A 12,451-nucleotide genomic window follows, 5' to 3' on the forward strand; every position below is an offset into this window, starting at 1 on the left:
CCCTAGTGAACAGATCTTTTAAGAAAAAAGTAATAAGCCAGAAAACTGCCAGCCAGACATAGCGCGATGACGGCCACAGCTCCCCAGACCGGCAGCTGGATAACAGCGACAATGCCAAAACCACAGGCGAGGCCCAGAAAAATAGCCAGCCATTTAATGCTGGCCCGTAGAACCTCTTGCGGGTCCCGTTGTAACAAAAGCGCTGCCAGCTCCTGGGTGACGCCTGATTCAAGGGCTTTTTCTTTGAGACGGTAGTCCAGGTACCGTTTGACGAGTTCTAACAAAAAAGCCATTATGAATACAACAAGCAGTACCGTGACACCAAGCGCAATCTGGTCGCGGTCGATATAGGCGCACTCGAACCTCTGGGCAGTTGCCTGCCTGGGAAATAAGGCGAAGGGCAATATCGATAAGATCTTTTTCATAATTATAAGCCAGTTTTTGAATTAGACCGCCCCGCGGAGATTTTGTTGCAATATTCCAGAAGTATCCAGCCACTGGGCTTTACGGGTATACTGTTGCCAAAGGTCTGCCATCAGCAAAGCAAAGAGTAGCGCACAGACTGCGGCAACGCCATAGATTGCCGGTGCGTAATCCAAAGACATTCCCTTCAGTAGTCCATTATATAGATAGTAAAAACAGAAAATGCAGACCAGTACGCCCGTTATCGCGACCGAGGCTACGATCAACCGGATTTGCGACCGCCGCCGGGGCTTTGGCGCCGGTAGCTTTGCCAGTACCGCGGGGACGAGCTCAAAATCGAAAGCCAGCTCGGAAGTGGCGGCAATTGAGGCCGCCATTTCCCGGTATAATGCCGCACGAGCCGAGCAATGCGTGCATTGATCTAAATGCTTGGCTATGCCTTCGTCTACCCTTGTTTCGCCGAATGCGTATTGCTGGATTTCAGCATCCGTTAAGTGATTTTCGTTTTTCATAAACCTTTGTTATAAATCATTTCAAGCTGCTTTCTTAACCTTTTCCGGGCACGGAAAAGGTAACTTTTAACCGTTCCCTCGGGGAGGGCGACGATCTGCGCGATCTCCGAATAGCTCAGTTCCTGGTGATGGTAAAGTGTGACAAGCAGTTTATATATCGCGGGGAGCTTTTCAAGTTCCAATTGTAGTATCGCGTTGAACTCGCTATTGAGCAGCCTCTCTTCCATATCATTCTCATCGGCATATTGCTGAATAGGCCCCGTTTCATCGTCATTACACAGATCATCGGGATTTTGGAACGGTGATGACCGGTGTTTTTCCAGATAATTGATGCAGGTATTGTAAGCGATCCTGGCTATCCAGGTTGAGAGCTTGGCCTGAAAACGGAAAGTGTTTAGCTTTTGGAAGACTTGCACATAGATATCCTGTGCAAGGTCGCGACGTTCTTCCCTGTCGGAAATCATTTTGAAGACAATCTGCGCAACCAGGTTTTCGGTCTGCTTGATGATCATACCAAATGCCCTCGTGTTTCCACTGAGCACTCGTTCCACCAGTATGCGGTCTGTCGGCCTGTAATGTTCTTTCTGATCCATTGCTAGTCATTGGACAGCCATGGCTTCAAAAAGTTGCAAAAACTGACAGACTACTGCCGGAAAATAATGTCGCACAATCCAAATTGCTTGTAATCGCTTACGACCCCAATAAAGCAGTGTCAGCCTAAAAGTTAGCCCGAAAACCCGATGGAGATTCACCCGTTTTCGTCTGAAATAGTCTGCTAAAATATGCTGGGTCATTATAACCGAGTTCGTAAGCAATTTCTTTGGCTGTTAGCGAAGTATGGACTAACAAGCGTTTTGCTTCCAGGATAATCCGGTTTTTAATCACCTCATTAGGCTGTGGTAACCGTAATCGGTTGAACTTGTGCGTGATCGTTTTTGGCGCCATGCAAAGAAAATCAGCGTAATCTGCTACGGTGTGTTTGGATTTATAATGCTCCTCTACAAGCCTGGTGAATTTGCGGAAAAATTCCAGATCACTTTGCTGGTCCGTCACATCATGGGTCAAATGCTGCCGTTTCCAGGAGCGCGTTGCGCGGATGAGGAGTTGTTTAAGGTAAGTCCGCATCATTTCTTCCAGCGAGCTGTCGTTCAACTGAAATTCCCCGATCATTTCCTTAAACAAACCTCCGAGGAAAGCAATTTCGTTTTCCAGGAGCTCCACTTTGGGCATGTTCCGGATGTTGTTGAAAAGTAAGCCATCGCAGGCAACTTCCTGATCGTGAATCTGAATGCAGTAAAAATCACGGTTGTAGAAAATAAAATAGCCGCTTTCCTCACCAGCGACTTCCAGTTCAAGATATTGGTTTGGGCTGATAAAAAACAATGTAGGCTGCTGGGTATCGTAACACGCAAAATCAACCCTCAGCTTGTAGCCAGCGGGCAGATAGAGGATCTTGATGTATTCTTTGTAGGCTGGCCCGTTGATGATCTCCGTTTGCTCCTTGCTTACTTGCAGCAGTCCCAGCGTCTTTAAATTGTTATTGAAAACAGTACTCATGGCTATATACGCTTTCTTTTTTTAAAATAGACAAAAAACCTGTGAAGCAAATCTTTGCTTCACAGGCGTCATCTTCTGTTAGTTTCTTGCAAACTTTTCAAGCTCGGAGTTGAATTTATCCATTTCTTCCAAGAACAACCCGTGTCCGCCTTTTTCGAATTTCACGATGTAAGATCCTTTGATGGCTTTGTTAAGCTGCTCAGCCTGAGCATAGTCACACAATTTGTCATTTACACCGTGGAATATCGCAACCGGCATTTTAATTTTTCCAAGCACAGGGCGCAGATCGAGGTCACCCAAGGCACTGATAGCCTGTGTAGTAGCGTATGGTGATGCATTCAGGTTGATGCTTTCCAACCATTTGATCGATTCCGGTGAAAGTCCGCCTTCCTGTCCTTCAAATGCTTTTCCAAATCCTGCTACCAATTGTTCCCGGTTTGTTTTGGTTTGTTTGATCAGATCGATAGCGCCTTGCTCGGTGATTCCGTAAGGATGGCCTTCGCGTTGTTTCCATGATGGTCCTGTTGCACCGAATAAGGCTAACTTCTTGATATGAGCCCCATTGTATTTGGTTATAAAGTGCAATGTTACCGCGCTTCCCAATGAAAATCCACCTAGTGTTGCGTTCTCGATTTTCAGTTTTTCCAAAACCACCTTAATGTCGTCGGAGAAGGTATCGAAGTCGTATTTTCCATAAGGTCTGTCCGATTTTCCGAAACCGCGGAGGGAAATGCCGATGACCCTGAACCCTTTTTCAACCAGATACTGGTATTGATATTCATACATCTCGTTGTTCAACGGCCATCCGTGGATGAGCACGACGGGCTGGCCTTCGCCAAGGTCGATCACGTGCAGTTTTACGTTTTTTTCAACTTCAATGTATTCTTCTCTTCCAAATGCTGCGGGCTTGCGTGTTTGTGCGAAAAGGGATTGGCTTTGGATAAAAGTGAAAAGGAATGCGATAGTCAAGGCAATAGTTTTCATCTGAGTAGTAAGTTTGAATGTTTGAGTTAATCTGCTAACCGTTAGCCGATTGTCATATCGTTTTGACATTACAAAGGTGGCAGGTTAAACCGCGCAGAAGAATGGATAAAAGTCCAAGCTCCTTGTACATTTTTCCCGTGAGGTGAAATTATGGCTCATAGAAAGCCGCTAACTGACCCAATCGCCCCTTGACCAGCGGATTTTTCATGGGTTCAAACCGGGCCACTTCCACATTGTTCTTGGTGACCACCACATAAAACGGTTGCTTTAATCGGGTGGTCATGTGGTAGATCGAGAGCAGCTCTGCGGCATCCTCAGACCACGCCGCCGTAGCATATAAGGAAGGAAAAGGTGTTTTCGAAAGCTTTGCATAAACATCCGGCGCCAGGCTGATCGAAACTGGCTTCCCGCTCCGGAAACGCGTTTGTTCCAGCAGGGAATCAATGTAGGGCTCGGCAGGCTTGTTCATCAGTCGCCAGATATCTTTTGTGAACGCTGTCGGCTCCACCACTGCATCTGCATCTTCGGGATGCGGCGTAATCCCGGTTACCACATCGACAATGTGTGTGGCCTCGTGCAGCAACACATAGATCATCGCGTCCATCCTCCCGGCTTCCACGCGTACTTTGTAACTGGAATCCGCTGCGGGCGTAAAGCAAGTATTCTCTTTCCAGGTCGCCCATTCTGAAACATTTTCATTCAATAAGCCGCCTCGAAAAGTGATGTTAAACATTTTAATCCCACCGACCGGGTCAACCGGCGAGGTCAATGCCGTGTTCGGCATGTTGTCCATGAAGCTGATGCTGAGCAGATGTTGTTTCAAAATCCGCTGGTGCAGCGGTGGCAATTGGGCAAAAGCATTGATTACTTTTTGTTGTTCAGCTGTCGTCAGCGTACGGTTAACTGGCTTCATCCCGGCTTCGCGGAACATTTTGAAGACGCTTTCGGGGGCAATTTTAATCAGCTGCTCCGTTTCATTTTTTAAAGTAGAATCCAGACTTTGCGCCGAAGCGAATGTTGAAACAAAAAGTATAAGTAAAGCAGAAGCCGTCCCTTTTATGATGGGTTTTTTGATCATATATGTGTGCTACGACAAATTTCAGCAATATGTTTATTGTTGATAAGTTGGGGTTTACTATTTAGATAGCGATAAAAATGCCAATTAACTAGCCAATTTTTTCGTTAATCTGTGTTTGAATAAGACGCTTTTCGCGCTCTATCTCCGCAATTAGCTCTTCCTCCGTTGGTAAATAAAGCATGTACTTAGTCGCAAATAGCTGCTTACTGTCATTTAGAATACTATACTTCACCACAGTCTCGTCTTTTTCAGTACAGAGAATGATCCCAATTGTAGGATTGTCATCATCTTGTTTCTTAAGGTCGTCGAACATGCGGATGTACATATCCATTTGTCCCGTGTCCTGATGCGTTAGTTTTGCAGTTTTTAGATCAAAAAGAACAAAACATTTAAGAAGGTAATTGTAGAAAACCAGATCAATGTAAAAATGACTTGTTTCGGTGCTTATTCTGAATTGTCTGCCAACAAACGAAAAGCCTTTTCCTAATTCAAGAAGGAAGTGTTGCAAATTATTGATCAACGCTTTTTCAATTTCCAGCTCTAATGCATTTACCGGTTCAGAGACATTCAGGAATTCAAAAACGTAAGGGTCTTTGATAAAATCATTTGCCGAAACAATTTCGGATCTTTCATTGTTTGATAACGGGTCGTATTGTTTTTGAGAGGAAAGTAATCGTTGATAATAGAACGTACTAATGTGACGTTCCAAAGTTCTTGTACTCCACATTTGGGTTGCACATTCATTTACATAATACGTGCGAGCAGCGGGATCATCGACTCTCATAAGTATCCTATAATGTGTCCAGCTCAATTCCCTACGCACTGCGTAGGATTTCTGTTCATCAGAAAATGTCAGGTAAAATTTCCGAAAGTTTTCAAGATTTGCTATCGAAAAACCTTTTCCGATTTCACGGCTCAAATCCTTGGAAAGTTGCTTGATAACTCCTTCTCCATACGCAGCTCTTATATTCCCCGATTGTTCTTCCTCCACAATTCTCTTGCCGATATGCCAGTAAGCTTCAAGCATTGCCGTATTCACGGCCTTGTAAGCATTTTGACGTGCGGAATTTAAAATTTGTACAATATCCTTTGTTAAAGACGTTGCATTAGTGTGAAATTCGTTCATCGATGTAATAATTTCAAATAGTTGGTTGAATGAAGATTAGCTCCACTAACGATTCTTAATCAAACGCTCCAACCGCTCCATCATCTCATCCTTTTCCTTCAACATCCGCTCGTACAAAGCAATCTTCTCCTCATGTAGCTGAATAATCTTGTCAATTGGATCTGATTGAATGGTACCATGATTAACAGAGCTACCGAAAGCCCTGTCATGGAAAGTAGTGGTGATAATATTAATTGCTTGGTCTTCATTGAAATTACGGATCGCCTCAGCTGGTATTTTTAAAATTGCGGCCACCTGCTCCAAGATATCGGAATCGATCTTTTCTCTCTGTTCAAGTAGCGAGATCTTCTGCTGGTTCCAGTCTTCTCCAAGCTCAAAGGCAAGTGCGTCCTGTTTTACAGACATCATTTCCCTGAATCTCTTTAAGTTACGGCCTTCGTGGATCTTGGGGTTGGAGGTAGTATGTGCCATGTGGAAAGGTTTTTGGTTAGAAAAAGCAATTTATATAAATCTGCCGGAATGTGCCCGGGTAACTTACAAGTGTTCCAGTGTAAGTTACCGGGCAGGGGCAATTCATTGGCATACCGCCAGCTTGCTTTATCCTGTAATCCTTAACGAGCTAATGAGCGTTCCATCCAAGCTAAGATGGTAATGCATCACCGCCGGGCTCCCCGGAAACGTGCCGCTTGCTTCCACGGTAAGCGCTCCTCTTTCACCGGTTTGCGTGAAGTCAATGATTTTCGTCTGCATGTTATACTTTTCAGTCGCCTCTTGGATCCACTGTTTGATTTCCTCCCTACCTGTGTAGGACGAGCCTTCGTCGACAACGGTTGCGTGTTCTGTAAAGAAACTGGCAAATGTGGTGCTATCTGCTTCGTTTTGTGCTTTAATTAACCCGTCTATATTTTTAGGAAGTTCCATGATTATGAATGGTTTATGTTGTTAAACAAATGATTTTTAGTATTGAAAATTAGTATTAGATAAATTGGTCAATGCTGGTTAAACCGTACGTACCGTGCCACCGTCGATGATGTATTCGGTCCCGGTGAGATAACTTGCTCTTGGCGAGACCAGGAAACCGACCAACTCGGCGACCTCCTCTGGCCAGGCCGCTCTGCCGAATGGAATGCCGCCTAATGCATCCATGACGCTTTTTTCAGCTTCTTCCATCGTGCGGCCTGAGCTTTCGGCAATGCGTTCCATCATTCGGACGGATGCCGTCGTCATGATCCAGCCCGGCGAAACGGTGAGCACGCGTACGCCTTTCGGGGTGACTTCGTTCGATAAGCTTTTACTATAATTGACCAAAGCCGCTTTCGCCGCCGCATAAGGCAATGTGGATTCGTACAAAGGCAACTTCGCCTGAATGGACGCAATGTGAATGATCACACCGCCGTGCTGCTCGATCATGCCGGGCAGGAAGCCGCGATCCAGTCGCACGGGTGCCAGCAGATTGGTTTGAAAGGATTCTTCCCAATGTTCGTCGGTGAGCACCGCAAAGCCGCCGCCCGGCGTTTCCGAGCCGCCCAGGTTATTGACCAGAATATCCAGTCGCCCGAATCGTTTCTGAACTTCTTCCACCACTTGTTGGGTGCCTTCGGGTTTGCTTAAATCGGCCGATATAAAATGAGCGCCATTATCTTCCTCAGGCTTGTTTCTGGCTGTGATGATCACCGTTGCACCTGCCTTCAAAAGCCGGTCTGCAATGGCTTTTCCGGCGCCTTTTGATCCCCCGGTTACGAGCGCAATTTTGTATTTTAGTTCGTTTTCGAAATTGAAATCCATGTCCTTACTGGTTTTGTTTAGGACAAATTTCAGCACTATGCTTCCCGTTGACAAGTACGGATTTACGATTCATATAGGGATAAATTTATCCCTATTGAACCGCCCAAGGCATATGTTTATATTTGCAGCATGTACGAAAGAAAGACAATGCCCAACCTGAATTGCGGGCTCGACCTGATCGGTGAAGTGCTGTATGGCAAATGGAAAATGAGGCTTTTGTGGTTCATTCACCAAGGCTTCCAACGCCCCAGCGAGCTGCAACGGAAAATTCCGGATGCATCCCGCCGGGTGTTGAATGTGCAATTGAAAGAGCTTGAAAACCACGAGCTGGTCGGGAAAATCATTTACCCGGTCGTTCCGCCCAAAGTCGAATATTATCTTACCGATTTCGGAAAGTCACTCATTCCGGTTATCGGAGCCATCGGGCAGTGGGGCGATCAGAATGACCAGCGCTTGCGGGAGCTTATCGAAAAGAACATACTGACTTCGTAACCACATTTTCCTGACAAGCCTTTTCCAGAATTAGCTCCATTTCATCAAGTAGACCAGGAATCGGTGTATCGCTTGTATTGGTGAGGCCCAGCGAACCATTGGTTGTCAATGCGCCGATCGTCTGCTCCATTCCCTTTCCCGACCGAACCATCGGACCATACAAGGCTTCGAGCTTCAACGGCCCGAAATCAGTTTTATATCTCACCCGCACCAGGTTAGTAACCATAATGTGGTGGTTGAATGCCTGTTTCAATGCATCCAGCATCTGCTGCATATCATTGTGACCAAAAACCAGGTCCCGGAAAAACGACAGATAGCCCGTTGTATATTCAGCTGAACTAGTCCCGCCGAGCCCGGCCTTCGCCAGCCTTGCCAGATCCCAGAAGGATAAATGCCGCTGGTTTTCAAAAAACACGGATTGCGTGGTAATGTTCAGCCCAAAGTTATCGTCCAGATCAAGCGCCGCCCTGGTGCAGACAGGCGAAACCAGCTCCATTCTGGTCTCGTCCCATTCCGGACGCAGTTTTCTTGAAGCGATTAGCGCGGCGGCACAAATGGCGCCATGAACGCTTGTATTTTCCGCTCTTGCGCGTTCGAGAAGGTCGTGGGTTGTAGTTTCAGAAAAGCGGTGCGACGAAACCAATGGCTTCACGACATCTGCCTTCATTCTCAGTTCGAGTACCTGTTCGATTGTCTGTGCAGGCATGTCTTCCGGAAGGCCCAGGGTCTCATCATTAGATACTTGCGGCTCCATTAATGTTAGTTCATTTCCGGTAACGGCAAGCAATATATCACGAGTCAAATAGCTTAATGATGTGCCATCGGCCACGGTATGGTTTGAAGCGAGAATTAAAACGGTGCGGTCTGTTTTTTGAACCAAAACAACCCGTAGCAATGGGCCTTCGGCTGTATTGAACCTGATGGAAAGCTCTTTTTCAACTTCCTGTTCCCAGCGATAATGCTGCTCCGCATGCACCACACGTAACGGAATGTGCAGGTTGTCCACATGCTGCAAGGTTGGTCTTCCCAACTTGTCGAGCACCACCTTTACCGAAAGGTTTGGATGGCGTTGCTGTGCTGTGTCGATGGCGTTCCGCCATTTTTCAGCGGGCTGTGTTCCTGAGATGTCGGCGGCCAGGCAGAAGTCTTTTGAATCAATCTGATCCAGCAGCCAAAACGTTTTTTCGAATGCACCTAATGTGCGGTTCTGTTGTCTTTTCATTTTGCATTGAGTTGAAGTGAGAGGAGCGGCACCGCGCCGCATCCCTAAACTGAATGCAAAATTGGCAGGCTGAAATAGGGGAGAGAATGGACAAAAGTTGATGGGGCAGGTACATTTCGCCAATTCGTACCCGAAACCCATCGGTTAATCCTGTGCCTTTGTCCGGTTTAAGATGACTTCCTTAATGAATGGGCGATTTTTGTCTCCCCATTCGTTCATCTGCCTCAAAAGAGGCATCAATGTTTCTCCGCGCTCGGTAAGGCGATATTCGACCTTAGGTGGTAGCTGATGATAGATTTTCTTCTCAATCACTTCGAATTCTTCCAGTTCCTTCAACTGCAGATTTAAAACCCGTTTGGTTGACTGTGGGATGGCACGGTGTAACAGGCTTGGGCGGTTGATGCCCTCCGATATAGCAAGTAACAAATTCGGTTTCCACTTGCCGCCCAGGACTTCTCTTGTCATCGCCAGGCCGCATTCGAGCGGCAGGGGTATCTTTTTTTCGTACATCTTCTTTTTTGTCTTATATACAAAAGTAAGCATAGATACAGACCAGGCATATAGGGGACAAAATTATCCCCGGTGGAACATTATCGCTCTTATTGCACGCCTTATGTACTGATGTCAACTTTGTAAGCAAAAAGAGCAATGCAAAATCATTCAAAAATAAGGGTTGGAATTGTTGGCCTGCAAGCAGGCAGAAGCTGGGCTGCCGTTGCGCATCTGCCCGCTCTTGGTCAGTTGAGTGACCAATATGAAGTAGTGGGTGTCGTGAATTCCAGTCCGGAAAGTTCGCGCGCTGCTGCCGAAGCCTGCGGAGTTCCGCTGGCTTTCGGCAGCATTAAAGAAATGGCTTCATCGGACGAAGTGGATTTGATTGTTGTGACAGTCCGGGTTCCACTGCACTACGATGCTGTCAAGACTATACTTTCGCATGGAAAGCATGTGTATTGCGAGTGGCCGCTCGGGCGCACCCTGGCCGAAGCAGAGGAATTGGCAGCACTGGCACGTGGAAGATCACTCGTTGCTGTTGCAGGGACGCAAGCCCGTGTTTCTGTTGCCTTGCGTAAAGTGGCCGATCTGATTAAGAATGATCTTATCGGTTCTATCCTGTCAAGCAGCATACGGGGGTGGGCAGCTCCCTGGGGGGATACGATCAACAGCACAAAAAATGAGGAATATCTACGAAAAGAGCAGAGTGGTGCTGATCTGTTGACAATTCCGTTCGCTCATACACTTGCAGCAGCCTGCGATATTTTAGGAGATATCAAGCATTTGTCCGCAGTAGTTCACACACGATATCCAAAAGTTAAAGCGCTTGATACCGGCAAGGTTATAGATGCTGACGCTCCCGATTACATCTCTGTGATTGCAAATCTGGATAATGGTGCCCCGCTTTCAATTAATTTCCAGGGTGGTCATCCGGAATATGGCGATCCTTTTATTTGGGAAATAGAAGGGTCAAGGGGTAAAATTGTCCTTACAGCCCAAACCGGGCACACCCAGATGGCAGAGTTTGAAATTACCCATTATACTCCGTCAAGCCCGCAGCCGGAGCTGATCAACACTGCTAGCGCAGATGATCCCTTTGGACCCCATACTAATGTCAGAGAAATATACGGCAGAATTGCTAGCGATATTTTACATGGAACGAGTTCAGCCCCTTCATTTGACGATGCTGTTATCTTGCACAAATTGATCGATGACATTCGTCTTTCTTCCACCCGAAGGCAATGGTAACTCCCTCAACGCCTTACCTGGCCCACAAGGCTTCTGTCCCGCCGTCATGCTGTTACTTTTGTTTGTTATACTGAATAGCCCTGGTGGTAATGCCCAAGCGCTCGGCTGCCTTGTTGATACTGCCATTCTCACTTTTTATAGCTAAATCAATGGCAATCTGCGATGTCAGTTTTTTGATGTCATCCAGGTTGCAGCCTTGATCCAGAATGCTTTGTATTGCCCTCTCATAATCACTGTGTGTGGAATAATCGGTTTGTGACTGCCGACATTCCGGACGGTCCAGGGGCGGGATATCACTCAATGTAATAGGCCCCCTGCCCACATGCCGATTGGCGATGCGCTGCACGACCTGTTGCAGTTCGCGTACATTGCCACGATACTGGCGGTCGATAAGGTACTCCATGACCGACCCGTCGATCCTGGGGATATCGCCGCTCCCGAAAAACCTATGTAAAAAGCCCTCTACGAGCAAGGGGATATCCTCTTGTCGTTCGGACAGGCAGGGCACTTTGCAAACCCAGGTCGATAAACGATAGAAAAGATCAAGCCTGAAATGGCCCGCGGATACTTCTTCATGCAGCGTACGGTTGGTAGCACCAACCAGCCTGAAATTCGTCTTTTTCCAATAATTGCCCCCAACTGGTTTGTACATTCCTTCCTGAATCACCCGGAGCAGTTCCGATTGTAGCCTTGCGGGTAGTTCCCCAATTTCATCCAGGAACAAGGTACCCTGGTCGGCCAGGCTGAACGCACCTTCGCGCACATTGTGGGCGCCTGTGAATGCCCCTTTTTCGTGCCCGAAAAACTCGCTGCCGGAAAGCTCGGGCGAAATGGCGGAACAATCCAATAACACCAGTTCACCCTTGCTTTTGCGCGTATCAAAGTGGTGTACGAGCTTGGAGAGCATCTCTTTACCTGTACCGCTCTCCCCAATAATGAGCACTGATGATTGCGAGAATACAGCCACTTCGATCATTTCCCGGACCGTGCTTTTCCAGGCCTTGGATTCGCCCAGCAGGTTCTCTTTCACAAAGGATGTCTGCAACAAACTCTCTACCGTCTGCCAGCGACCTATCTGATCTTCGATCACTTTGTTCAGAAAGGGCGTATTCTCAAAATCATAAACATAGGAGGCGCCCGCGAAGAGCAGCTCCCAAACTAATGCAGCTTTACAAAGGCAGGTATCAAAAAGGACAACGATGCTTTTCTGTTGCCCCGCAGACCACGCTCGTACTATGCCTTTGGCCTCGTCAAGTTGGTCTGCATTGTCTAAAAGTACTATGCAGAAAGGGCATCCGGTGTGGTCGTGATTGATTCGCAACCTACCGGATGAAATTGAATTCATGAAGGCTTCTCTCCTGTGCGGTGACCGTCTTGTTAAGTCCTTACACCATAAAGCGCAGTACTCCATAATCTTGTCCCAATCGTTGAGGGGGGACGAATATATCGAAAATAGCAGCGGCTACTACGCACATTAACTTCCTTTTATTCAACGGTAAAAGGGGCGGTTCGCCTGGCCGAAGTAAATTTCC

General features: G+C 46.9%; 15 protein-coding genes. 2 read left to right on the forward strand and 13 right to left on the reverse strand.

The window, feature by feature from the left end; genetic code table 11:
• Positions 1-2: 2 nt before the first annotated feature.
• From AAHB90_RS25905 to AAHB90_RS25950, 10 genes are all read right to left on the reverse strand, one after another.
• Positions 3-425 (reverse strand): hypothetical protein, encoded by a 423-nt coding sequence (locus AAHB90_RS25905; protein ID WP_342088135.1) that lies wholly within the window; start codon positions 423-425, stop codon positions 3-5.
• A gap of 21 nt (positions 426-446) precedes the next feature.
• Complete coding sequence (locus AAHB90_RS25910; protein ID WP_342088136.1) at positions 447-935, reverse strand: hypothetical protein; 489 nt, start codon at positions 933-935, stop codon at positions 447-449.
• Entirely contained in the window at positions 932-1,528 is a 597-nt protein-coding gene (locus AAHB90_RS25915; protein WP_342088137.1) for an RNA polymerase sigma factor, read from the reverse strand. The genes AAHB90_RS25910 and AAHB90_RS25915 overlap by 4 nt, the downstream gene beginning before the upstream one ends.
• A gap of 124 nt (positions 1,529-1,652) precedes the next feature.
• Positions 1,653-2,492, reverse strand: a complete 840-nt coding sequence (locus AAHB90_RS25920) for a helix-turn-helix domain-containing protein (RefSeq protein ID WP_342088138.1) — start codon at positions 2,490-2,492, stop codon at positions 1,653-1,655.
• 78 nt (positions 2,493-2,570) lie between these two features.
• A complete protein-coding gene (locus AAHB90_RS25925; protein WP_342088139.1) occupies positions 2,571-3,476 on the reverse strand; it encodes an alpha/beta fold hydrolase in 906 nt (301 codons plus the stop codon).
• Positions 3,477-3,624: 148 nt separating this feature from the next.
• Positions 3,625-4,554 carry a hypothetical protein gene (locus AAHB90_RS25930; RefSeq protein WP_342088140.1) on the reverse strand — a complete coding sequence of 310 codons (930 nt, stop codon included), beginning with the start codon at positions 4,552-4,554 and terminating at the stop codon, positions 3,625-3,627.
• 88 nt (positions 4,555-4,642) lie between these two features.
• Entirely contained in the window at positions 4,643-5,680 is a 1,038-nt protein-coding gene (locus tag AAHB90_RS25935; protein ID WP_342088141.1) for a PDDEXK nuclease domain-containing protein, read from the reverse strand.
• A 45-nt stretch (positions 5,681-5,725) separates the two neighbouring features.
• Entirely contained in the window at positions 5,726-6,151 is a 426-nt protein-coding gene (locus AAHB90_RS25940; RefSeq protein WP_342088142.1) for an XRE family transcriptional regulator, read from the reverse strand.
• A 126-nt stretch (positions 6,152-6,277) separates the two neighbouring features.
• Positions 6,278-6,601, reverse strand: a complete 324-nt coding sequence (locus AAHB90_RS25945; protein WP_342088143.1) for a nuclear transport factor 2 family protein — start codon at positions 6,599-6,601, stop codon at positions 6,278-6,280.
• Positions 6,602-6,679: 78 nt separating this feature from the next.
• Positions 6,680-7,465, reverse strand: coding sequence for an SDR family oxidoreductase (locus AAHB90_RS25950; RefSeq protein ID WP_342088144.1), 786 nt, complete (start codon positions 7,463-7,465; stop codon positions 6,680-6,682).
• A gap of 129 nt (positions 7,466-7,594) precedes the next feature.
• Between AAHB90_RS25950 and AAHB90_RS25955 the strand changes: the two genes are divergently transcribed.
• Complete coding sequence (locus tag AAHB90_RS25955; RefSeq protein ID WP_342088145.1) at positions 7,595-7,957, forward strand: winged helix-turn-helix transcriptional regulator; 363 nt, start codon at positions 7,595-7,597, stop codon at positions 7,955-7,957.
• Here AAHB90_RS25955 and AAHB90_RS25960 read toward each other — a convergent pair.
• Together AAHB90_RS25960 and AAHB90_RS25965 are read right to left on the reverse strand one after the other, a co-directional pair.
• Positions 7,929-9,179 carry a phthiocerol/phthiodiolone dimycocerosyl transferase family protein gene (locus AAHB90_RS25960; RefSeq protein ID WP_342088146.1) on the reverse strand — a complete coding sequence of 417 codons (1,251 nt, stop codon included), beginning with the start codon at positions 9,177-9,179 and terminating at the stop codon, positions 7,929-7,931. The two genes, AAHB90_RS25955 and AAHB90_RS25960, sit on opposite strands and share 29 nt — an antisense overlap.
• A gap of 144 nt (positions 9,180-9,323) precedes the next feature.
• Positions 9,324-9,689 carry a winged helix-turn-helix transcriptional regulator gene (locus tag AAHB90_RS25965; protein ID WP_342088147.1) on the reverse strand — a complete coding sequence of 122 codons (366 nt, stop codon included), beginning with the start codon at positions 9,687-9,689 and terminating at the stop codon, positions 9,324-9,326.
• Positions 9,690-9,827: 138 nt separating this feature from the next.
• Here AAHB90_RS25965 and AAHB90_RS25970 point away from each other — a divergent pair, with 138 nt between their 5' ends.
• A complete protein-coding gene (locus tag AAHB90_RS25970; RefSeq protein WP_342088148.1) occupies positions 9,828-10,919 on the forward strand; it encodes a Gfo/Idh/MocA family protein in 1,092 nt (363 codons plus the stop codon).
• Between the two features lie 52 nt (positions 10,920-10,971).
• Here AAHB90_RS25970 and AAHB90_RS25975 read toward each other — a convergent pair whose 3' ends face one another.
• Positions 10,972-12,240 carry a sigma 54-interacting transcriptional regulator gene (locus tag AAHB90_RS25975; protein ID WP_342088149.1) on the reverse strand — a complete coding sequence of 423 codons (1,269 nt, stop codon included), beginning with the start codon at positions 12,238-12,240 and terminating at the stop codon, positions 10,972-10,974.
• Positions 12,241-12,451: the final 211 nt, after the last annotated feature.

It is taken from the genome of Dyadobacter sp. OTU695 (assembly GCF_038440355.1).
Taxonomy (GTDB): domain Bacteria; phylum Bacteroidota; class Bacteroidia; order Cytophagales; family Spirosomataceae; genus Dyadobacter.